General features: G+C 70.8%; 26 protein-coding genes. 3 read left to right on the top strand and 23 right to left on the bottom strand.

Annotation, left to right across the window (positions count from 1 at the left end):
- Positions 1–36 precede the first annotated feature (36 nt).
- Together K7472_RS08220 and K7472_RS08215 are read left to right on the top strand one after the other, a co-directional pair.
- On the top strand, positions 37–609 hold the full coding sequence (locus tag K7472_RS08220) for a TetR/AcrR family transcriptional regulator (RefSeq protein WP_222975610.1): 573 nt from the start codon (positions 37–39) through the stop codon (positions 607–609).
- Between the two features lie 197 nt (positions 610–806).
- Entirely contained in the window at positions 807–1592 is a 786-nt protein-coding gene (locus K7472_RS08215) for a ferritin-like domain-containing protein (RefSeq protein ID WP_222975608.1), read from the top strand.
- 63 nt (positions 1593–1655) lie between these two features.
- Here K7472_RS08215 and K7472_RS08210 read toward each other — a convergent pair whose 3' ends face one another.
- Positions 1656–1988 carry a putative quinol monooxygenase gene (locus K7472_RS08210; RefSeq protein ID WP_222975606.1) on the bottom strand — a complete coding sequence of 111 codons (333 nt, stop codon included), beginning with the start codon at positions 1986–1988 and terminating at the stop codon, positions 1656–1658.
- A gap of 590 nt (positions 1989–2578) precedes the next feature.
- Here K7472_RS08210 and K7472_RS08205 point away from each other — a divergent pair.
- Complete coding sequence (locus tag K7472_RS08205; protein ID WP_222975604.1) at positions 2579–4555, top strand: S53 family peptidase; 1977 nt, start codon at positions 2579–2581, stop codon at positions 4553–4555.
- A 97-nt stretch (positions 4556–4652) separates the two neighbouring features.
- Here the strand turns inward: K7472_RS08205 and K7472_RS08200 are convergent, their stop codons facing one another.
- From K7472_RS08200 to K7472_RS08095, 22 genes are all read right to left on the bottom strand, one after another.
- Positions 4653–5003, bottom strand: a complete 351-nt coding sequence (locus K7472_RS08200; protein WP_222975602.1) for a carbonic anhydrase — start codon at positions 5001–5003, stop codon at positions 4653–4655.
- A 376-nt stretch (positions 5004–5379) separates the two neighbouring features.
- Complete coding sequence (locus K7472_RS08195; RefSeq protein WP_222975600.1) at positions 5380–5889, bottom strand: hypothetical protein; 510 nt, start codon at positions 5887–5889, stop codon at positions 5380–5382.
- Between the two features lie 624 nt (positions 5890–6513).
- Complete coding sequence (locus K7472_RS08190) at positions 6514–6936, bottom strand: hypothetical protein (protein WP_222975598.1); 423 nt, start codon at positions 6934–6936, stop codon at positions 6514–6516.
- A 5-nt stretch (positions 6937–6941) separates the two neighbouring features.
- Complete coding sequence (locus tag K7472_RS08185) at positions 6942–7526, bottom strand: DUF6349 family protein (protein WP_222975596.1); 585 nt, start codon at positions 7524–7526, stop codon at positions 6942–6944.
- A 68-nt stretch (positions 7527–7594) separates the two neighbouring features.
- Positions 7595–9241 carry a DUF4192 domain-containing protein gene (locus K7472_RS08180; RefSeq protein ID WP_222975594.1) on the bottom strand — a complete coding sequence of 549 codons (1647 nt, stop codon included), beginning with the start codon at positions 9239–9241 and terminating at the stop codon, positions 7595–7597.
- Entirely contained in the window at positions 9238–9765 is a 528-nt protein-coding gene (locus K7472_RS08175; protein ID WP_222975592.1) for a hypothetical protein, read from the bottom strand. Before K7472_RS08175 ends, K7472_RS08180 begins: the two co-directional genes overlap by 4 nt.
- A complete protein-coding gene (locus K7472_RS08170) occupies positions 9762–10778 on the bottom strand; it encodes an N-6 DNA methylase (protein ID WP_222975590.1) in 1017 nt (338 codons plus the stop codon). The genes K7472_RS08175 and K7472_RS08170 overlap by 4 nt, the downstream gene beginning before the upstream one ends.
- Positions 10779–10866: 88 nt before the next feature.
- Positions 10867–11166, bottom strand: a complete 300-nt coding sequence (locus tag K7472_RS08165) for a hypothetical protein (RefSeq protein WP_222975588.1) — start codon at positions 11164–11166, stop codon at positions 10867–10869.
- Positions 11167–11228: 62 nt separating this feature from the next.
- Positions 11229–11855: a hypothetical protein gene (locus tag K7472_RS08160; RefSeq protein WP_222975586.1), complete on the bottom strand. Its 627-nt coding sequence runs from the start codon at positions 11853–11855 to the stop codon at positions 11229–11231.
- A gap of 302 nt (positions 11856–12157) precedes the next feature.
- Positions 12158–12784, bottom strand: coding sequence for a hypothetical protein (locus tag K7472_RS08155; protein ID WP_308013807.1), 627 nt, complete (start codon positions 12782–12784; stop codon positions 12158–12160).
- Entirely contained in the window at positions 12781–13611 is an 831-nt protein-coding gene (locus tag K7472_RS08150) for a phosphoadenosine phosphosulfate reductase domain-containing protein (RefSeq protein ID WP_222975584.1), read from the bottom strand. Before K7472_RS08150 ends, K7472_RS08155 begins: the two co-directional genes overlap by 4 nt.
- Positions 13608–14099, bottom strand: coding sequence for a hypothetical protein (locus K7472_RS08145; protein WP_222975583.1), 492 nt, complete (start codon positions 14097–14099; stop codon positions 13608–13610). The genes K7472_RS08150 and K7472_RS08145 overlap by 4 nt, the downstream gene beginning before the upstream one ends.
- A 68-nt stretch (positions 14100–14167) precedes the next feature.
- Positions 14168–14347, bottom strand: a complete 180-nt coding sequence (locus tag K7472_RS08140) for a hypothetical protein (RefSeq protein WP_222975582.1) — start codon at positions 14345–14347, stop codon at positions 14168–14170.
- A 9-nt stretch (positions 14348–14356) separates the two neighbouring features.
- Positions 14357–15175, bottom strand: a complete 819-nt coding sequence (locus tag K7472_RS08135; RefSeq protein ID WP_222975581.1) for a hypothetical protein — start codon at positions 15173–15175, stop codon at positions 14357–14359.
- A gap of 11 nt (positions 15176–15186) precedes the next feature.
- Positions 15187–15618, bottom strand: coding sequence for a hypothetical protein (locus tag K7472_RS08130; protein WP_222975579.1), 432 nt, complete (start codon positions 15616–15618; stop codon positions 15187–15189).
- A 6-nt stretch (positions 15619–15624) separates the two neighbouring features.
- Positions 15625–16344: a hypothetical protein gene (locus tag K7472_RS08125; protein ID WP_222975577.1), complete on the bottom strand. Its 720-nt coding sequence runs from the start codon at positions 16342–16344 to the stop codon at positions 15625–15627.
- Positions 16345–16375: 31 nt separating this feature from the next.
- Positions 16376–17875, bottom strand: a complete 1500-nt coding sequence (locus K7472_RS33365) for a DNA cytosine methyltransferase (protein WP_222975575.1) — start codon at positions 17873–17875, stop codon at positions 16376–16378.
- A 161-nt stretch (positions 17876–18036) separates the two neighbouring features.
- On the bottom strand, positions 18037–18669 hold the full coding sequence (locus K7472_RS08115; protein ID WP_222975573.1) for a hypothetical protein: 633 nt from the start codon (positions 18667–18669) through the stop codon (positions 18037–18039).
- 71 nt (positions 18670–18740) lie between these two features.
- On the bottom strand, positions 18741–19025 hold the full coding sequence (locus tag K7472_RS08110; protein ID WP_222975571.1) for a hypothetical protein: 285 nt from the start codon (positions 19023–19025) through the stop codon (positions 18741–18743).
- Between the two features lie 99 nt (positions 19026–19124).
- On the bottom strand, positions 19125–20018 hold the full coding sequence (locus K7472_RS08105; RefSeq protein WP_222975569.1) for a helix-turn-helix domain-containing protein: 894 nt from the start codon (positions 20016–20018) through the stop codon (positions 19125–19127).
- Positions 20019–20111: 93 nt separating this feature from the next.
- Positions 20112–21242, bottom strand: coding sequence for a PD-(D/E)XK nuclease family protein (locus K7472_RS08100; RefSeq protein WP_252395273.1), 1131 nt, complete (start codon positions 21240–21242; stop codon positions 20112–20114).
- Between the two features lie 72 nt (positions 21243–21314).
- On the bottom strand, positions 21315–21896 hold the full coding sequence (locus K7472_RS08095) for a hypothetical protein (RefSeq protein ID WP_222975567.1): 582 nt from the start codon (positions 21894–21896) through the stop codon (positions 21315–21317).
- Positions 21897–21904 lie beyond the last annotated feature (8 nt).

Genomic DNA, 21904 nt, shown 5'->3' with positions numbered 1-21904 from the left:
CGCCGGCCGGGCAGGAAGGGGCCAGGAGTGGGCACGATGGATCAACGGGCCGCGCGGACCGCGCTGCTGGACGCGGCGGAGGAGCTGTTCTACGGGCGCGGCGTCCAGGCGGTCGGCATGGACGACATACGCAGTGCGTCCGGTGTCTCGCTCAAGCGGCTCTACCAGCTCTTCCCGGCCAAGGAGCAGCTGGTCGAGGCGTATCTGGAACGCCGTGACGAGCGCTGGCGGATCGCGCTCGCCGAGTACGTCGCCGAGCGCTCCGATCCGTACGAGCGCGTGCTCGCCGTCTTCGACTGGCTCGGCACGTGGTTCGCCGACCCCGGCTTCCGGGGGTGCGCGTGGATCAACTGCTACGGGGAGCTGGGCGCGGTCTCGCCCGGCGTCGCCGAGCAGGCCCGGCGCCACAAGGAGGGCTTCCGGAGCGATCTGCGGCGCCTGGTGGAGGCGACCGGGCTGCCGGTGGACCCGCTCGCGGAGGAACTGCACCTGCTGGCGGAGGGCGCCATCGTCACCGCGGGCCTGCTGGACGACGCGGACGCGGGGGAGCGGGCCCGCGGCGCGGCGGCGCGGTTGCTGGCGGCACGGGGGGCGCCGGTAAAGGGGTGAGGCCTTCGGACTGCTCCGGGGTGGGGCGGCTGCGGGGTGGGCGGAGTGCGTGGGCGGGGGCGTTCACCCGGCTGGGTGCGGCCCGTTGGCGGGGGTGGGGCGGGGCGCCTTGACTGGCTGATGGCAACGTCCGCGTCCGGCCCGCCCGCGTGCGGCCCCCGGTCCCGGGCGGGACGGTTCGGAGAGGTGGTCACGCAATGCTGTCGCCGGGAAGCCTGTTCCGGGAGATCCACGACAACGACGAGTCGTTCGCGCTCTTCTGCAGCATCGCCGCCAAGGGCGAGTCCCAGGGCGGCTGGGAGAACGGCCGGATCTCCGCGCTCGTCGCCGACGCCGAACTCGCCCCCAAGATCGCCCGGCACGGCGCCGACGAGGACAAGCACGGCCGCATCTTCAACGCGTTGCTGCGCAAACGGGGACTGCGCCCGGTCGAGGTGCCCGACGACACCGACTACACGATGCGGCTGGAACGCCAGGGCATCGGTCTCGCCCACGCCCGCCTGCGCCGCGACGAGCCGCTGACCGACCGCGACGTCCTGCACTACCTCGCCCACAGCAGGGTCACCGAGCAGCGCGCGTCGGAGGAGATGCGCCTGCTGCGGCGGGTCTTCGGCGACCACCCCGAGGTGGGCCGCGCGGTCAAGATGATCTCCAACGACGAGGACAACCATCTCGCCTTCTGCCACGAGGAGTTGCTGCGGCTCGCCTCGCGCGGACACGGCCGGGAGATCCTGGCCACGCTGCGGCGCACGGCCCGCGCGGAGATCGTCGTCTACCGCGACGTCAGCCTCGCCGTCATGGCGCACATGGGCCGCATCCTCGGCTGGGGCGAGCCGAAGGCCACGATGCTCGTGGCCGCCATCCGCGCCACGTACGCGTACGAACTCGCGGGCGGACGGCGGCGGATGACGACGCTGCGCATGCCCGTCCGGCGCAACGCCCTGGGCGGACCGTCCCCCGCGGTCGACCCGGAATTCGCCTGACGCGACGTCAGTGACGTCAACGTCAACGACGTCAACTCAGGCGCGAGCCATACACGTTGCGCGTCAGCCCCGCTCCCGGACCGCCATCTCGCCCAGCTCCGACCAGTCGTCCTGGTCCAGCGTGGTGTTGACGATGCGCGGGGTCTCCGCGAGGTGCGCGGGCAGCGTGCGGGTCGCCTCCTGGAAGTGCGCCGAGCGTACGTGCTCGCCGCCCGCCTGCTCGTCGCGGAACGCCTCCACCAGCACGTACTCGGTGGGCTCCTCGATGCTGCGGGACCACTCGAACCACAGGCAGCCCGGTTCGGCACGGGTGGCCCGGGTGAAGTCGCGGGCGATCTCGGGCCAGCGGTCCGCATCCTGCGGCAGCACGCGGAACTTGGCGGTGATGAAGATCATGACGCTCCCAGATCGTGGCGGGTCGGTGACCGGACGGCCGGTCGTCGGGCGGCCGGTTGTCGGCGGGCCGGTTGCCTACGGGCCGGAGGCCGGAGGACCGGTGGCCGGCTCCGCGCGGGGGTGGCCGCGGCCTGAGAGGATCTCGCCGCGCCGCCCGGCCATGCTAGGTCGGCACACCCCGCACCGCCCGCGACCCGGCCCGCCTCGCGCGTGTCAGCGGCACGCGACCGCTCGCCGCGTACTGCCGCGTAACACCGCGCCCGAGCCGTCGACCCGCCGCCGTGCGACTGTGATTCGCGTCACGTTCACCCGTTCGACCCCCCAGGAACGCGCGTAGCACCCCGAGTCGGGGTGGCACCTGGTGGGGCACGGAGGTTCCCACTATTCACAGGGGCCCCGAGTGACGTGCACACTACAGCGCGATGCCCGCGTGGGACGGTCCGCCGTCCGCCGCGGACGAACCTCTGTGCGCACGGCCGATCAGTTCCTCCGTACATCCCGCGTATCCCGTATACGCATCGCCAGTTGGAGTCGTCATTTCCGGCAGACATCACACCCTCGCCAAGCGGGCCCGCATAGCCACGGTCGCGGTGACCTCGCTGACCCTGGCCACCGGTTCCCTGATGCTCGCGGTCCCCTCGCAGGCCGCCACTCCCGTCTCCGGTGCCAAGACCGTCACCGGCAGCCACCCCTCGTGGGCCACGCCCGCCGCCGACGCGGGCGCCGCCTCCGCCGCCACGCAGTACACCGGCACCGTCTACCTCGCCGGGCAGAACCCCTCGGGGCTCGCCGCGTACGCGAAGGCGGTCTCCCAGCCGGGCAGCGCCAGTTACGGCAAGTTCCTCACCCCGGCGCAGTACCAGGCCCGTTACGGCGCGACCAAGGCGCAGGTCGCCGCGGTGCGCCAGTGGCTGACCGGCGCGGGCCTGAGCATCACCCAGGCAACCGACCACGCCCTCACGGTCAAGGGCACCAACTCCGCGCTGAAGAAGGCGTTCGGCGCGGGCATCGACCAGTACCGGGTCAAGGGCGCGCTGCTGCACGCCCCGACGCGTGACGTGACCGTGCCGGCCGCCGTCTCCTCAGCGGTCCTCGGCGTCGTCGGCCTCGCCTCGCCGGCCGCCTCGCACGCCACCCCGGACTCCGTCCCGGTCACCCCGGCCACCGCGGGCGGTGCCGCCAAGCCGGCCGACGGCCTGCCCACCACGGCGACCTGCTCCGACTACTGGGGCCAGAAGACCGCCACCGGCGCGCCCAACGGCTACGTCAACAAGGCCGTCCCGTTCGACCAGTGCTCGTTCGTGCCGTCGCAGCTGCGCAAGGCGTACGGCATCAGCGGCACGGGCCTGACCGGCAAGGGCGTCAAGGTCGCGATCGTGGACGCCTACGCGTCGCCGACGATGCTGGCGGACGCCAACAAGTTCGCCACCAACCACGGCGACAAGGCGTTCCGCTCCGGCCAGTACACCGAGGTCGTCACGCCGAGCCAGTGGAACTCGCAGTCCGCGTGCGGCGACTGGAGCAGCGAGGAGTCGCTCGACGTCGACATGGTGCACGGGCTCGCCCCGGACGCCGATGTCGTCTACGTCGGCGCCAACTCCTGCAACGACCCCGACCTGCTGGGCGCGTTGACCACCATCGTGGACAAGCACCTCGCCGACGTCGTCACCGACTCGTGGGGCGAGGTCATGCACACCACGGACGCCGGTGACATGACGCAGGCTCAGATCCAGGCGTACGAGCAGGTCTTCGAGCAGGGCGCGGCCGAGGGCATCGGCTTCAACTTCTCCGCGGGCGACTGCGGCGACGACTCGCCGACCGCCGCCGCCACCGGCGTCAACTGCCAGGCGGACACCTCGCGTGCGCAGGACCAGTACCCGTCCAGCGACCCGTGGGTCACCTCGGTCGGCGGTACCGCGCTGGGGCTGGCCGACAAGAGCGGCTCGTACGGCTTCGAGACCGACATGGGCACGCTGCGCTCCTCGCTGTCCGCGGACGGCAAGAGCTGGAACCCGTTGCCGGGCAACTTCTACTTCGGCGGCGGTGGCGGCACCAGCGAGGACTTCACGCAGCCGTGGTACCAGGTCGGCACCGTGCCGAACTCGCTGTCGCACACCCTGATGACGGGCGCGAAGAGCAAGACCGCGCAGCGCGTCACGCCGGACGTGGCGATGAACGGTGACCTGTACACCTCGGTCCTGGTGGGCCAGACGGTCAACGGCGTCTACAGCGAGGGCGGTTATGGCGGCACGAGCGTCGCGTCGCCCGAGTTCGCCGCGGTCCAGGCCGACGCGATCCAGGCCCAGCACCACGCGATCGGCTTCGCCGACCCGGAGATCTACCTGCGCGACCACCTCGGCCTCTTCCGCGACGTGATCGACCAGCAGGCCGCCCACCACCAGGCCCCGCTGAGCAACGTCGCCGACTTCGGCGTCGTCAACGGCACCCTGGCCGTCCGCCTGGTCGCCTTCGGCCAGGACACCACCCTCAACGCGGTCCGCGGCTACGACGACGCCACGGGCGTGGGCTCGCCGACGGGCGCGTACTTGAGGTCGTTCGGCTGGTAGTCGCACCGACGAGGGCGGCCTTCGGCCGTCGTCTTCTGCGGCGCTCCTGAGGGGCCCGTCCACGCGTCGGCGTGGGCGGGCCCCGGTGCGTGGCACGTCACAGGAAGTCCACGGTCCCGCAGTCGAGGCTGTAGTAGGCACCGACGACGTGCATGCGGCCCTGCGCCTCCAAGGGGGCCAGGAGCGGATCGCACCGCAGTTGCCGGACGGTCAACCGGATCTGGGCGCGGACGGTGTTGTCCACCTGGTCGCCGGGCAGTGACCTGGCGGCTTCGCCACTGCCCTCCGAGCGGCAGACCAGCTTCCACCTCGACGTCGCCCGCGCACATGCCCAGCACCGCCAGACGAACGAGGCCCTCAACGCACTCCTGAAGGCACGTCGGCTTTCGCCCGAGATGGTCTGCGCGATGCCGATGGTCAAGTAGCTGTTGGCCGACCTGCTGACCATGAGTCAGCCACCGGCCGGTCATCTCCGTTTGCTGGTATCTGTGTTGGGAGCACAGGAAGTGCGGTCTAGTGCCTGAAGTGCCATACCGTACTTTCAGTGCGAATTACTGTGGCGGGTGTCGGCACCGCTCCTCCATATCCGGCGGAACGGGTGACGCGGGCATGCGAACGCGCCGAAACAGGAGCCGGATCAGCATCACGATGGACGTGTACACGCACATCGTCCAGGACACACAGTGCGAGGTCAGCCACCTGGACCGCCTGCTCAGGAAGCGAACCGGCCGCGGTTGAAGCCTGAGGACGTCAACGGTGAGCGAGGCACCGGGTCATGGTCGATCCGGTGCCTCGCTCCGTTCGCAAGTACAGAGCGGGGGGCGTCAGGTGGCGCGGCCGTTCCGGGTGGCAAGCTGTCGGGCCGCGTTCAGGGCTTTGCTCCGCAATTCTTCGAGTGGTACGCCCCAGTGCTCGTCCCAGTCGTCGATCAGGATGGCGCATTGAACGATCGGCTGGAGTTCATCCGGGTACCCGAGATCCCAGGCCACCTCCCTCCAGATGAGGTCTGCGCCCTTCGCCGGGTCCATGGTTCCGCTCGCGATCTGTTCGGCCAACCAGTAAGCCATGGCCAGCTTCGCGGCGGTTGGGTCGGCCGGTACCTCGAAGGTGAAGTCCAGCTCCTCCAACGCGCGATCGAAGAGATCCTGCGCCTCGTGCTCTTCCCGACGTCCAAGGCCGGCCAGCAGGAGCAGCGAAGGGGAGTCGACGCCGGCCAGGAGCGCGTCCAGACCTGCCTGGATGAGTTCGTTCGAGGGGACATGCCGACCGAACGCGCGCCAGTGCCCCAGTACCCGGAGCCGCTGGATCGTCTCGTCCCTGGTTGCGTCACCCACACGGCTCACCCCCTGCCGGGCATCTTTCCCCAGCCTGGCGGCGCCGCTCAACCGACAAAGTCCCGGTGTAGTCGTCGTAGGCCGCCCACGTTGACGTCAGACCTGCCCGCGTTGATGTCAGACCTGGATGTCAAAGGCCCCGGACCACGATCGGTCCGGGGCCTTTCGCCTGGTGCCCCCGGCAGGATTCGAACCTGCGACACCCGCTTTAGGAGCATGATCATAAGCTCACTGATCTATCCTGCCACGGCCCGACCATTCCCTGTTTTCGCAGGTCAGTGAGGTATTTGGGTGCAGCGAAGGCCCGGTCTGTCCAGATCCTTCCCGGCCTTTCTCCGTCCTTCTGTTCCCACCACGTTCCCAGAGCAGGCCGCGCCAGGCCGGAGGATGGGGTGTGCTGGAAGTCGCCGAAGCTCAGACGGCCTGCGCGTTCCTGTGAGCACCGAAGTCCCTTTGGGGAAGCGGGGGCTCAGAAGCCCCTGTGCCCGGGGCCGAGCCACTGACCGATTTCGCAGGTCTGCCGCGTCCTCATAGCGTACCCCCCCGCTCCGTCGAGTGGCGGGGTAGAGCCCGCGCACGTGCCTTCGGTGTCTTCGAGACGGCGGACTTCTGCGATCTCGGCGTTCAGCCCTGGCGGGCACGCTTGAGGGTCTTGCGATGCTCTCTCAGCACACGACGGGTGCTCGCGAGGGCCGCTGCCTGGCGCGTCTCCAGTTCAGTGAGGCGGACTATCTGCCGTTCGGAGTGGGCGACTTCGGCGGCGCGTATGGCTGTGGTGGGCCGACGAGGTGTCGATCTGCCGGTAGAGGTGCGCTTCTTGGTCAGTTGTGCGTGGGCGAAGGCGAGGAACTCGTCACGGGGGACGTACTTGTTGCGCCGGTCGCCGATGCCGGTCAGCAGAGCGACCTTCGGGAAGTGAGCGTGACGCTTGGTCCAGTTGCTGACGGCGGATCGGGTGACGCCTACGAGGTCCGCTCCGGCTGCGAGGTTGATCAGTTCGTCTTCGCGGCCCTTGTATTCGGGGCGAAGCCAGGAGATCGAGTCCATGCAGTTCACGCTGCCTCGGGTTCGTTGGCGTCCAGGGGAAGAGGTTCGGCGATGGCCGTGCGCCGCTGTCGCTCCGGGGCCTGCGTGGCGAGGTCGTAGCCGCCGCCAGGTGCTGCTCCGGGCTTGTGCTGCTTCTCGATTCCGGTGCGGACGGTTCGGATGGGACCGCCTCGGTCGAACCAGCCCGCCGGGTAGAGGCGTTGGACATGGGTGAACCAGTGCCGGCTTCGGCGTTCGAGGACGGCGGGGAGCGCGCGCCAGCCGGGGTGGCTGTGGTCGTGGGCGTCTTCGATGGCTTCGTCCGTACCGCGCCGGTTGGGGCCTTCCCACGTGCAGCCGAGGCAGGCCCCGCGGTGGAGGTAGGACCAGGTCTCGCCGGAGCCGTCGGGGGCCGGTCGCTCCCAGGAGCGGGCGAGGAGTGTGGGCCGGTGGCCGGAGGTGGGCTCGGGCGGGGTGTGGATGTCGAAGCCGGCGTGGCCCCAGTCGATGTGCCAGGTGGGGCGGGAGTCCTTGGTCTTGTCCCAGAACTGGGTCAGGTAGGCGGTGTGGCGGGCGACGGCACCGCGAGGTTCGCGAGATGGGGTGGTCATGATGTGGCGCTTTTCGGGTCGGGGTGGCCCCGGCGAGATGACGGACTGCCGGGGCCACCGTGGTGCTGTCAGAGGGTGTCGAGATCCGCGCGGCTCGCGGCGAATCGGTCCGCCTCCTCGCGGCATATCGCCAGGAACCGCGCCGGATCGCACTCGGCGCGGATGGCGTGCAGCAGTACCTTGGCCATCCTGTAGTCGGGATCGATGCCGAGTGCGTCGGCCAGGGCATGGCTGGCGGTGACGGTGTCGTTCTGCCGCCAGGCGACCCAGCCGAGGAGGGTGAGGAGCGGCGGGGCTTTGTCGGTGTGGGGCGGTACGCAGCGCCGGGCGAGGTAGCCCCACAGCTGCCGTTCGTAAGGAAGTTCGCTCTCCTCGCAGGTGGACAGCGCGGCGTCCCGGGTCTCGCAGTCTTGCAGGCCGAGGGTGATGCGGGCAGCGACCTCGTCTACGAGCTGAGGTCGCCCGTTGCGGAAGTCGGCCAGGGCTTCGTCGATGATGTCGATGGTGCCGTGGGAGGCGAGGACTCGTCCGCGTTCGGTAAGGGCTTGAACGAAGTAGTCGGCGGTGGCCGCGTCGAGGGCTTCGCTGTGGCGTGCGGCAGTGGCGTCGGCGATAGGGCGGTACTCGCTGGCGGCTTCAACAGCGTGCTGGAGGTACGTCAGGCGGTGGGCGAGGTCCTCACGCGCGGAGGCAAGGTACGTACGGGGGTCTTCGCCGTCGAGGGTGGCGAGGTGGATGCCGGTGGCCAGTTCGTAGTCCGGGTCGGTGGTGATGGCGTCGCGCAGGGCGAGCCGGGCCGCGATGAGGTCGCCCTGGCGCCAGGCGACGAAGGCGTACAGCGTCAGGATGGGAACGGCCTCCCGCGTGAATGGTGCGGCGCAGTGGCGGGCGAGGTAGGCCCACAGGCGTCGGGCGTGGGGAAGGTCGTCGTCCTCCGCGTGGGCTATTCCGGCCTCCGCCGCGGCGTCGTCCCGCAAGCCGACGATGAGCTGCGTGGTGAGCGCCCGGCTGAGGACGCTGTCCCCGTCGCGGAACCTGCCTATGGCGGAGCCGATCTGGTTCAGCGTCTGCGCGAGGGTCGCGTCGCGTCCGGCGCTGGTCGCGCACCGCGCGTTGAAGTGGCCGACGGCGGTGTGCAGTTCCTTGAGGAAGTCGGAGTCGGCTGTGGCCCGGAACTCCTTGACGATGTCGCGGGTACGGGGGCCGAGGGTGCGGCCGAGGCGAACCATCTGAGCGGTGATGCTGGTGGGATCGTCGGGGGATGGCAGCGGCTCGCCCTCGCAGCAGCCTTCGATGTGGCACTCGTACGCCCACCACCGGTTCGCCACGAGCCCGATCGTCTGGAGAACGGTGGTGCGATGCTCCGCGAGCACAGGCGTGAGCCAGTCGGTGAGCGGGGCGAGGAGCGCGGCGGTGTCCCATGGGGTCTGGCCGGGGCGCGGTTCGCGGCAGAGGTAGACGATGACGTCTTCGTCGGGGCGGCATCCTTCGTCGTGGGCGTAGGCCGCGAACTGGCGGGCAGCGATCTCGGTTGTGGCCCGCCATTCGGTAGGGTCCTCGGGCAGCGGGAACGTCATGGTCACGCCGTCGAGGAAGTTCGGGCCGGGGGTATGGAGGGTGATGCTGTCGTCGGGGTAGTGGCCGAGGAGGTACGGCAGGATCTCGGCGAGATGGGCCAGGCTGGTGACCTGGACGGTGCTCTTGGACGTGCTCACTTCTGGGTTTCCTTCTTCTGCGAGGTGATCTCGGGCTGCCCGATGCGGGCGGGTGGAGGCGGGGCGGGTATGCCGCGTGGCTTGTTCGTGAGGGCGGGGAGCAGCCGTTCGCGGACGAGCGCGGCGAGGTCGGCGACCAGGCTGTTGCTGGTGCGCGTGATCAGTACGGCGTGCCAGGTGCGGCCGGGCTGGAGCCGGGCGTCGTTGGCGGCCTGTGCTTCGGCGCACTCTGCGGCGGTGCCGCCGGAGATGGGCGGCAGGTCGGGGCCCGCGGTGATCCAGGCCTGGATGGCGAGGCCGCGGGCCTGGAGACGCAGGCCGATACGGTGGCCGTCGGGATGGCGATAGACCACGGTGCGGTCGGGGGTGTCGGTGCCCTCCTTGTGCCAGGGGGGTTCGAGAGCGGGCGCGATCTCATCGAGGGGCGGCACCTCGATCTCGTCGCTCCGCCTGACGAAGGCCGGGCGTCGGCGGCGGATCGCGGGGGTGGTGCCGGGCCGGTCGAAGGCCTCGGGCGGGGTCACGCGACCGGCTCCTTGCTCGGCATGAGGTCGTCGAGGAGTCTGAGGGCGCGGCGGTGGGCGATGATCGTGCGGGCCGTGTCCATGTACCGGTCGCGCTGGTCGAACGCGTCCCTTGCTTCGGCGCGGGTCTTGGCGTAGTCGTCTTCCGGTGCGAGGGAGTCGGCGCAGCCGATGAGGCAGCGCGGTCCGAGGTCCCAGATGATCGTGTTGACGGCGGCGCACCCAGCGGACAGCGAGTCGATGTCGTTGCCGTACCAGTGGAAGTCGTGCGGGCTGAGGCCGAGTTCGCGCAGGCGCTGGGCTACGGAGCGGAACATGCCGCCGGAGCCGACGGCGGGTTCGCGAAAGGCCATCCCGGGCTTGACGACTTCCTTGTCCACCGTCACGTTGGCCATCAGGTCGGTGACGGACGCCGGCGTGTGGTACTCGCCCCGCCACTTCTTGTCGCTCTTGTGACGCAGGCCGGTGAGCAGCGGGCTGAGCACGTCGGCCTCGGAGCGTTGCCCTGGGTCGTCATGGCCGGTGAGGTCGAGCAAGCCGGTGTCGATGGCCGCGCAGGCGACGGCGTGGACTGCGCGGAGCTGCTGCTTGTCCGGGGCGGGGTTCCAGGCCCAGTCGTGCAGGCGTATCGCTCGGTTAATGAGATCGGGGCGGTTGATCCAGTGTCCGAGGTAGATCTCCTTGAGCAGCTGAGGGAGTTCTTCGGGCTGGAGGTTGAGCACCCAGTCCGCCAGGCCGGGGACGTTGCGCAGCAGGGAGAGCCCGGCGACGGTGCCGAGAGGGATGTCGATGCTGCTGCCGCCGAAGGACCGGTACCAGGCGTCGAGGACATTCTCCGCGATCTTGCGGGCGTGCTCGTGGGGATCGCGCGGCGCGTTGAACTTCCGTGCGGTGACCCTTGGCCGTGCGGACGCCTTCGGCGCGGGCGGGGTCTTCTTGGCCCAGGATGGCGCCGTGCGCGAGGTGGTGACGGTGGCCGCCCGTGGGAGGAATGGCACGTCGTCGGTGGACATCGGTCTGCGTACCTTTCTGCGCGCATGGGGCCGCCCCGGTGCGCGGTGCGCGGCCGGGGCGGCGGAGTGATGGGAAGTGGGGTGCAGGTCAGTCGGCGTGTGCGGCGTGGAGTTGTGCGAGGAGGCCGCGGCGGAGTACGGCGTCGGCCGCGTCCGGGTGCCCGGCGCGGCGCAGGCCGGTCTCCAGGAAGATCAGGGCGAGTTCGTCGGGGTCCATGTCGGCGGTCGCCTGCTCGAAGGAGAGGTGGCGTATCGCGAGTGGGCGCAGGGTGTAGCCGCGGCGCAGGGTGGCTTCGATCTCGCCGAGTACGTCGTCGCGCTGCTGGTCGGTCAGGCCGAGGAGGGTGGACCAGGCGGTGAGCATGGTGTCGTCGACCGGGAACTTCACGTGCGGAGAGCCTTTCGGGAGGGCGGCCGGCGCGCCGGTGAGCGCGCCGACCGCGAGGTGGGTCAGGAGGGGAAGGGCTGGTCCCGGTGGTCGGGGTGAACGGCGGCGAACAGTCCCTCGGCGAGCGGTTCGGGGATGACGCCCCATCCGGCCCACTTCATGACGGTCGGATAGCCGTCGCGGCCTCCGGCGAAGCCACCGCGGTGCGCGCAGTCGGGGTCGGGGGCGATGAACACCCAGCCGGGGAGTTCGTCGCAGCCGGGCAGGACCTGGAATCCGTCGCGCAGGGCCCGGGTGCCGTCGGTCTCGATGGGCGGCAGACCGGCCGCCTGCAGGATGCGGATGGCCTGCTGGACCACGTCGTGGTCGTGGTGGTCGCGCAGGGTGCCGACGCCGCGGCGGATGACGGGGCGGTGGGCGGTCTTGCCTGAGGCGGCCTTGTAGATGTCCGTCAGCAGGCGTGCGTCCTCGGTGCGTCCGGCGAAGCGCATGGCCAGGTTGGCGACGACGGCGATGGTGTAGCGGTCGTTGTCGATGAGCCGGCGGAACTGCTCATCGGTCAGGTGCGTGTATTTCACCGCGCGTATGGCCGCGTGGGCGTGGGATGCGGTGCGGAAAGCGCGGGCGACGTGCTCGGCCTCCACGCCGAGTTCGTCCGCGAGGTGCTGAACTCCGCGAGAGTGGGTCATGGGGTTGGTCTCCAAGATGGCGCTGTCGCGTATGGGTGCGCCCCCGGCGCGAGCCGGGGGCGCGGTGGTGTGAGGTGCTGCTCAGCGGCGGCGTCCGCCGCATCCGGCGTGTCCGCAGCCGCCGCAGAACCCTGTTCGGTTGCACTCACACGGACATCGCGGAGCGCCGTTTCCCGTATCCATTTCCTCCTCCTTTCAAGGCGGGAATTTCCCGAATTCCTTACTTATATCTTAATTGCAAATACCTCAAATGCAAGTTACGCCCGACTTGGAGCCTGATTTACTCCATGGAATTCCTTTCCCTAATTCGCCACCGGCGGGATGAGGTCGGGCCAACGCACCGCCTCCAGCGCCCGCCGGTGGGTGTCGGGCACCGGCACCGTCGGGTAGCCCAGCCAGTCGAGCCCCATCGCGGCGAGCACCGTGGCGTCGGCCTGGTCGTAGCGGCCGGGCCCCTCGCACTCGACGCCGTACCGCTCGACGACGACCGAGCGGACCATCCCCTTGGCGACCCGCGATCGCTGCGCCTGCGGCCACTCCTGGGCCGGGTTCGCGCGTCCGGTGGCGTAGATCGTGCGGTGATGCGGGTTCGCGACCGCGTACGGGACACGGCGGCGCCACAGGTGCTGGGTGATCAGCCACCACAGCCCGGCGAGTTCGTGGTGACCGGCCTGACCGCCCTGGGCGTAGGCGGCGCCTTCGACCATCACGAGATCAGCGTCCTCCACCGCGGTGGCGACGTGCCCGCACAGCCACTCCATCCGCTCGTGGCCGCGGCGCCGGCCGGGCCGGAACGCCCGCGCCCAGTCCGCCCCCGCGACGCCGGTCGAGGTGAGCGAGAGGTCGAGGCCGATGACGCGCGGTTGCCATTCCCCCGCGCGCTGGACACTCGGCAGGGTCACCGGCGCGCTCTGCTGCCGCCCGGTCACGCCGCCCTCCCCGCGCGCCGGATGACCTCGGACATCGGCAGCTCGCGACGGAACGGCGATCCCATGTCCGCCTCCAACCGCGTGTACTCGTCGGCGAGTTCGGGGCGCAGGCGAGCGGCGCAGATCAGGTCCGGGATGGACGCCAGGACGCAGAAGCTGCACGAGAGCCGGGACATGCCCTGGTCATAGGCGGGGTGGTGCGGCAGGCCGGTGGCCCGGACGCGGTCCCACACCTCGGCCGTGCTCCAGCGCAGCACCGGGTACCACAGTGTGATGGTGCGACGCCCGCTGCTGGAGCGGCGGTCGAGCTCGACGGTGGGCTTGGCCGCGCGGTCGCGGGATTCCTCGGCGCGCAGTCCCAGGACCAGCACGACGCGGGCCGGGCGACCGGTGACGCCGAGCGTGGCGACCTGTTCGGTGATGAACTTCCGCGCCACGGCGTACTTCATCTCGGAAGTGCAGTAGCGCGTGAAGAGCCCCGGGAACTGGCCGCGGTCTCGGATGCGGTGCACCAGCGACGGCCACCTGGCCGACCGGCGGACCTCGAAGGGCAGCCCGTAGAAGTCGGCGTGGCGGCGGGCGAGGTCGACGGCGCCGGGCCACTCGACGGTGTGGCCGCGCGGCGTGACGCCTAGATCGCAGTGGAGAACCACAACGCGGTCGCGCACGCCCGCCGCCTCGGCGCGGCGCACGGTCTCGTCGAGGGCGGCCATGCTGTCCTTGCCGCCGCTGTGGCTCGCCACGATCACATCAGCGGCGGCGAGGTCGGGCACGGGCTCGGCGGTCAGCAGATCACGGGCGGACAGCAAGTGGAGTTGCCGGTTCATCCCCGCGCCTCCCGTATGAGGGTGAGGTGCTTGGTGATCAGCCGGTCGGCCTCAACCGTCGCCTCGTTTCTGCGCCGGGCGGTCCAGGTGCCGAAGTGCCCGGCGCTGGCCGGGCCCCACAGGTACCAGCCGGTGTCGTGGTAGCCGTCTTTCGGATTCCTCTTGAGGTGGCTCAGCTCCCACCAGCCGCCCCGCCAGCGCCACAGGCGGCGCCCGTCGCCATCGGCCACCCAGCCGGCCCGTTCGGCGTGAGCCTGCAAGCGTGCCAGCTCAGTGCGGAGAACCGCCGTGGTGGCCCGGGCGGCCTCGCCGCCGTCCGCGTGCGTCGCGTCACCGGAGGCGTCGCCCGCGGTCGCGGCGGCCAACGTCCGCAGCGCGCGGTCACGTTGAGCCGCGATCCGGCGCAGCAGCGCGGCGGCGCCATGCGCCGAGCGTTCTTCCAGCCACGCGGCGGTGGACTCTACTTCCGTCCCCAGCGGGGTACTCATCATCGGATTCCTTCGGAAGAGGTGCCGCCCCGACTCTGCGTCGGAGCGGCACCGGCGTGCGGGGGGATTCATGCGCTCGGCCGTACCTCAGGCCGCGCCCCCGGGCGGGGCGCGGTCCCGCCCCGCGTCGCGGCGCTGGAGGCGGGCCGGGCCTGCCACGCGGCGGGCAGCGGAACCAGGCCCAGGAACTGGCTGTCGTCGTCCTGTTCAGCGGGGACCGAGGCCGGTACGGCAGAGGTAGCTTCCATCATTGCCACCTACTTTTTGCGGTGGTCGGGCCTGCGGCTGCGGGGGCGGCCTCCGGCCAGCTGCACGGTGGACAGCGGCAGGGCGACTCCGGAGCCGTTGGCCAGCACCAGTGTGGGCTCCTCGCCGGGCTCGGGCGCGGCCAGCACCCGCCACGGTGTTCCCGCCTCATCCCAGTACAGGCGGCCCATCTCGTAGACTTCGCCCGCGTAGACGAACCGCCAGGAGCGCGCCGAGTCCTTCCACCCCTCAGTCCTCGCGGGGAGGAAGGGACGCGGGGTGCCGGGCATGTGCAGGCCGATGAAGTCCGCCCCGGCCCTGACGAGCACCGGTCCGTTCCGCAGCGGCGGGCTGAACGCGATCCGGTCACCCGCGTGCGCCCACAACGCGAGCTCGTCCCTGGTCAGGCTGAGCGGCCCGCCGGAGCGGTTCTCGCCGTCGCCCTGCTCCTGGGCGGCGGACCGCAGCAGCTTCCGCCAAGGCAGGATGGGCGCCTGGGTGGCGATCGGCACGGTCAGCTGTGCCGCCCCTTCGGCGAACCGCAGCAGCGCGCGGCCACCGGCCAGGGCGTGTTCAACGCTGACGTGCTCGGCGGCGTCCAGCCACCACGACAGCGCCGCGGCGTCGGGCCTGCTCAGCGGAGCAGTCCAGCGCCGTCCCTCGCTCACCCGGGTACGGGCGACCGCGAGAGTCCGTCCGCCACCGGCCACGGCGTGCAGGAAGGTCGGCGTGCAATCCAGCAGGATGACATCGAGGCCAGGTCGTTCGGGGCAGTGCCAGGCGACCTTGTCGATGATGGCGGACAGGTCGTCCGCGTCGAGGGTGAACAACGTCTTCTCCTTCAGTGAGTTGGTGAGCTGGGATCGGGCCGGGCGGCTCGCCTGCGCGCTCGGCGGTCGGCCTGGGCGCGCCGTCCGGCCTCGCGGCACCATGCGCAAGCGGGCTCTCCCCGGCGGTTGTGCGCGCGAGCGCCGGACTCGGTGCCGTGCGGGATGTACGAACCGTGCTCGGCGAGTTCGCCCGGGTCGGCGTCCGCGCACTCGGCCTGGACTTGGCCGTCGATCCACAGCCGTCCGCCGCAGATGCCGTCGAACCCCGACTTGCGCGGCAGAACGCGTGAGATGCAGGCCGAGCGGAATGGGCAGTCCTGGCAGGTGGCCAGGAGCTGCCGGGCCAGCGGCGACCGGAGGAAGGCCGCGGCCTGTTCCGCCTCGGGAGGCGCGAACCGCAGGTCGCCTGCGCAGGGCGCGTCCGTCCACCAGGCGCCATCCACCGCCGGCTACTGCGCGGGGCGCAACGGCATCACGCGTATGAGATCGCTGGTGCTGACGCCGTGCGGATGGGCGTAGTCGGCGCCGACCGGCCTTAGGTGCTGCTCTCGCAGGGCGGGCAGCACGGTCATTTGGGCCACCAGGCGCGCTACGGTCTCGTCGCACTCGGGCGACCAGCGGGGCTTCGCGCGCGTCTCACCGCTGTCGGCGGCGGGTTCGATGACCTCGATCACCCGGCCCCCGGCGCTGCGCCCGTCGACCACCACCGCGGTCGCGGCCGGGTGGTGGTGGCGAACCAGCTCGGACACGCGGGCGTGCCGGTCGGGCGGGGGCAGCTCCAGCAGCCAGCTGTTGCCGTCGCTGGCCTTGTTGACGCTGACCGTTGCCCAGGCCGGGGAGTAGCAGGGCTCCAGCGCGGTCTGGAGGTCCTGTTCCAGGGCTTCGCCGCACATGGCCAGCGGGTGCTCGGCGTCGTTGGTGTCCCACAGCCACGGCAGCGCGCTGAGCGGAGCGGGCTGTGCTCCGAGCACTCCTTGCAGGTCCAGCGTGCGGGTGCTGCCGTGGTAGGCGAACGCGACGTACGCGGCCTGCGGGCAGGTGTCGCGGACGTAGGCGGCGAGGTGATCGAGAACGGCCAGGGCGTGCGCCTTCTCCGCCTGGCGCCGCTCGGCGGCGAGTTGTTGACGGCGGCGGCCCATCTCGGCCAGGTGCGTAAGCATCGTGGACATGGACTTCTCCTTCATCTTCATGGGGGTGGGGTCAGGCCAGGACGGGCTTGAGGCGTTCGCCGATCCAGCGGGCGACGTTCACCGACACCGCGTTTCCGGCTTGCATGGTCTGGGCGGCCTTGGAGCCGATGACCTGGTAGTCCTCGGGGAACCGCTGCGCGGCCAGCTGCTCGCGCGGCTGCAACATGCGGAAGTAGCAGTCCTCGACGCGCGGAGCGGTGTGCACGACGGCCGCCGAATCCCTGGTGCTGAGCGTGTGCAGAGGGTCAGTCGCCGTCTTGGGCGCGCCGCCGCGGCGGTACGGGATGACCAGGGTGTTGCGAGCGCGGTCGCGCACGGTGCCGTCCGGGACCACGAGCCCGTGGTGCCTGGCGGTGCTGATCGTGCTGAGCGGGTTGCCGACCGGCGCGGCGTCGCAATGGTTGCGGAACTCCACGATGAACGGCGCCGGGTCGACGGTGACCAGGGCCTCGCTCTCGCGGGTCATCCGGGTGCGCATCGGCTCAGCGACCGACGTCGCGGTGTCGTTCCACGAGCCGCCGACCGGCACCAGCAGCGCCTCGCCCAGCTTCGCGGTGCGTGTGGGCAGCGGGCGGTCGTACGGATCGAAGGCGCGGTCCGTTCCGTCCTTGCCATGCGTCAGCGTGATGACGCTGGGCTCGTACGGGAACTTGGCCAGCCCGGCCTCGATCCGTCGCATGGTGTTCGGCACCAGCGGCCGGGGGCGGTCACCGATGCGCTGACCGATGTCGTCCCACAAGATCACGTCGGCCGCGGGCCGCACGTACGGCTCGACCAGCGCGTGACCACAGCGGCTGTTCGGGCACCGGTAGTCGTACTGGGCCTGGTACTTGCCGACGCGGACCTTCGGATTGCGCCAGCTCTGCCGGGCGTTGACGTCCCGGCCGCATACCACGCAGTACGCCAGCGGGCGCGGCGCGAGGTCGGGGCGGCGTATCCCGGTCAGGGTGAAGACCAGGTAGATCCGGTCGCGCCACTGCGGTGCGTAGGGGTTGGTCTCCGAGCCGATGTGCGCGGAGGACACCGAGACGATCTGGACCCGGTAGCCCAGCTTCTTCATCGCGCGGATCCACTCGGGGAACAGCAGCCAGTCGGTCACGAACTCCGTGACGTTCTCCACGACGACGCAGGGGAACCGTTTCGCCTCAGCGGCACGCAGCACGCACCAGGCGGTCACCCGGGTCATCTCGAACGCCTCCGGGGGCAGTTCGCGCCACTGCTCCTCTTCCTCGAACAGGGCGTCCTGCGCGGGGTCGGGGCGCTTTCGCCCACCGGCGGGGCTGACCTCGGTGCAGATGATCGAGCCCCACAGCACGAGGGCCTTCGGGAGCCAGCGCATGGGGTAGTTCTGGATGTCAGCGCAGCGCGCCGCCGCGGCCGGGTGGTTGGCGGCGAAGGTGTCGACGGCGGTCTGCCAGTGGTTGATGCCGAGGATGGGATCGAATCCTGCTTCGAGCAGGCCGGTGGCATCCCCGCCTGCTCCGCAGAGGAGGTGGATGGATCGGGGCACGGGTTGTCTCCAAGGGGAGGCTGCCCGGCCCGCGCGGGGCCGGGCAGCCGATGGTCAGGGCATCTCGTCGCGCTCGCGACGGGCGCGGTGGTGGCGGCTGTCCTCGACGCCGAGGGCGATGAACGCCAACAGGCCGAGGACGCAGACGCCGACCAGCCAGATCACGGCCAGCGGCGCGGTCCGTCGCCGTGCCAGGGCGTCACGCGGACCGTGCTGATGCCCCCGGCCTTCTCGAACAGCGCCAGCGGGTACCCCTCGTACTCGGGGCGCTCCCACACCGGGCGGTACGCCTCGGTCACCAGGAGCTGGCACCAGTCGAAGTAGCGGGCGAGCGCGACACCGGCCGCCTCGATGCCGGCGGTCTGGTTGTGGTTGGCGCCGAACGAGTTGGTGTGGGTCGCCGAGACGATCAGCCGCGCCGTGGTCCTGCGCACCTCCAGCTCCGCCAGACGTGCGAACAGTGGGACCAGCCCCGTGCCGTGGTGGCGCTGGGCACCGCCCGGGGTGGAGTCGTACACGCAGGTGTGCGTCCCCGAGCCGCCGGTCTCCTGACGCACCGCTTTCCAGCCGTCGACCTCGTTCAGGTCGGCCGAGAGCGGGTGCACGGAGGCGATGACCAGTTCGGTGCCGTCGCCGAGGTCGGCGCGGATGTGGTGCTCGCCGCCGCACAGCTCGATGTCGGTGGTCCAGCCGTTGGCACGCAGCGGGGTGACGACGTGGCGGTAGCCGTGGAAGAGCCGCCTCCATAGCGGATCATCGGTGCGGTTGTGGTCGGGCAGAGGTGCGAAGGGCATTGCGGTCTCCAAGGGGTGCTACAGGCGACGGCCCATTACGAGCAGTCATTTTTCAAAATTGCCACCTACTTTTAGGGGTGGCTGAATTCGAGGTGGACCTCTGTGGCGGGGTGGATTTCGGCGGCCCACATGACGCCGTCGCGGGTGATCGCCACGCCGACGGGCATGTCCAGGTGGCGGCCGAGGAGGACGTAACCGCCGCCTCGGGCCAGGTCGATGGTCAGCTCGCGCAGTTCACCTTGCGCGCAGTCGGCGCTGGCGTGCAGCAGCCGGCCGCGGACCGGGGCCGACGGGCCGCCGAAGACAGGTTCGGCGACGACGAGGTATCCGGCCGGTTCGGGGTGCGTGTGGGTCACGGGTCTCTCTCCTGGGGTCTGGGTCGGGGCTTCCGAATTTCTTACTTATATCTTAGTCGCATGCGGTGGGGCGTCAATGTCGGCGGCTCCAGAACAGCCCTACGGAGGAGCCGAGTTGGAGCGCCGGGCGGGTCGACGCGCCGCTTCAAGGGCCTGCTGGCGGGCTCTGGCCACTGCCTCGGGGTCCGCCTGGGCGACCCTGCGCCGCTGCTCGGCGAGGAACTCCGCCAGCCACTCGCGCTGGGACTGGCGGGCGGCCTCCTCCACCTCGCGCCGGGCCTCCTGCCGACCGGAGCGAGGATTGGTGCCGCACGCCCGGCAGTTCGCCACCGGACGCTTATGCCGAAAGCAGCCCGGCCGCCGCGGTGGCTTCGCGTCCGCCTCCGCCGGGTTCCCGTCCCGGGGGGTAGGGGGGTAAGGAAGGGGAGAGGAAGAAGCAGGAAGAGAAGGGGTTCCCCTGGGGGAACCCTTAGGGTCGCCCCACGGAAACCCGCTGGGTTCCCCTGGGGCAACCCTCGACGCCTGCCGAGGTGGGTTTCCCTCGGGCAACCCACCCCGGGCAAGGCGGGCGTCCTCACGCGCTGTCACGTCCTGCTGGGTTCGCGCCGGCGCGGCCGGTCTGCGGCGCGTTGTCTCCGGTCTCGCCAGGCGAGGATTGCGCGGGGCACCTCGCGCGGTGCGCCGCCGCTCGGCCAGTTCCTCGCTCGATGGGATCGGCGGCACGCCGTACGGGAACACGCGGTACTCCGCCCGGCTGCCGGCCCGCCCCACCTCGACCCGCTCGACCAGGCCGAGGCCGACGAGCTGCGTGACGACCGTGACGACCTGCTTCTCGCCCACACCGGCCCAGGCCATCATCCGCTCCAGCCCCGGCCGGGCGACGCGCGACTGGTCGTCCGCGCTGTCCGCGAGTTTCATCAAGACGAGCTTCTGTGTCTGGTTGATCATCTCCTTCGGCAGGTACGCCGCCACCACCATCAGCTGGATGCTCACCAGCCAGCACCTCTCCGCATCGCCGTCCGGTCCGGGGCACACTGGGGCGGGTGCGGGGCCGACGCGCGGCCCCGCACCCGCTGCCGTTCCGGATCAGGGCTTGCGCGGGGTGACGTTGATGCTCACCGGGGTGCACCGCTCGAAGTCCAGCCGCACCGGCACCGGAATGCCCTGGGCGCTCAGCTGGGCCTTCATAGCCGCCGCGTCCGGCGCCATCGGCACCTCCACACCGGCCTTCCGGTACAGCGCCGCCATGGTCTCGACGTCGTCGACCTTCGTGGGATTGCCGCCGCTCCACGACAGCGCGTTGTCGCCGTACACGCCCGGCTCGGAGCCGTCGAGCTGGGCCCGAAGGAACTTCTGCCGCTCCCGCAGCGGCTTGATCCTCGCGGTGACCTCCGCGTACTCCGCCAGCACCTCAGCGCGCTGGGCGTCGTCGTGGATCAGGACGCTCTGCGGGCGGCGCCCCGCCGCGACAGATCCCCAGCAGGCGGTCCTGAAAGGGCAGTTGTCGCAGATCGCGGACAGTCCCGGGCCCTCGAAGGTGCGCGGGAGTTCCTCGGGCGAGGCGGCCTTGCGCACCTGGCGCACCCACCAGCGCGCCGGCTTCGCCCGCCGCGCGTCGAAGGACAGTTCCTGGACGTGCTCGTCGCCCGCGTCCCGGTTGATGAACCGGAAACGGACCCGTCCGACGCGCAGCGGCCCGAGGCGGGCGAGCTGCCGCTGTCCCTTGATGTCGGCGAACCCGCCGGTGCGCAGCAAGTCCGCGTACAGCAGCACCTGGCGTATCTCCGCCTCGCTGGCGCCGTACCGCAGGACGCTGTCCCACTGGTACGTCGACTTCGTCTTCACGTCCTCGACGGTCGTCTCCTCGGCCGGGAGGCTCGGTCGCAGCCGACGTGGCAGGCGCGCCGCGGTGTCGCGGTCGAGCTGGACGGCGTCGATGTGGCCGCGCAGGGTCTCGTCCTCGACGCGGCGTTCGATGATCCACCCGAACTCCTCGCGGGCGGCGGCGAGAACACCGGCGTGCAGCCACGTGCCGAGGATCGCCTTGCGCTTCTCCCCTCCGTCGGTGGGGGTGCGCCCGTGCAGCAGATATCCGGCGCGGCGGGCACACACGGTGTCGCTGGCACCGATCTTCGTTTGCAGCGAGCGGGGCCGCCGCGCGTCGGCCGCGTGGGCCGCGGGCCACAGGCTGACGGGGCGTTCGGCCGTCATGGTCATTTCGGTCTCCAAGAAGACCGGGTGTCGCCCGACACCACGGCGTCGGGCGACACCCGGATCAGTAGCGGGTCGTCAGTAGTACAGGCGGTCCTGGCCGGAGGCCGGGCGCGGTCGCAGAGCGGCGAGGAGGCTGTTCACCGCGTCGGGGACGCGCCCGGTGTGCCGTGCACCGTGGCGGTGCATGGTGCAGACCGCGGCCGTCGCCGTGCCGTCGTCACGGCGGTCGGCCGTGATCATGTAGTCGTGGCCCTCGATGTCGACGGCGGAGATGACGCGCTGCTCAACGCGCCCGGGAATGTCCTTATTGGGCGGCGCCGAGCCGCCCGCGTTCCTGCGCCGCAGCGCCTCGGCTGCCTCAGGGCTGACGTCGGGCGAGATGGCGAACGCCTCGCAGCGGAAGGCCACCGCCACCAGCCCCCGAACCGGGCGCACGCGGGTGGCGTGGGCCAGATGGGCGTAGTTGGCGAGCACGAACGGTGGGGGTGCGACTTCCCACAGCCCTGCGGGAAGCGGCAGTTGCCCCATGATCAGGTTGCCACCGGGGGCCTGGGTGACGATCAGGATCTCAGGCGGCTCGTCCCACTGGGTACGCCTGTCGAGGCAGCCGATGAACATGTTCCTGACCACGGTCTGCGTGTCCGTGTTGCTGTTCATGTCTGTCC

The organism is Streptantibioticus parmotrematis (genome assembly GCF_019890615.1).
In the GTDB taxonomy this organism is placed as follows: domain Bacteria; phylum Actinomycetota; class Actinomycetes; order Streptomycetales; family Streptomycetaceae; genus Streptantibioticus_D; species Streptantibioticus_D parmotrematis.
The sequence above is the reverse complement of the archived record's forward strand: the minus strand, read 5'-3'. Positions and strand labels throughout refer to the sequence as shown.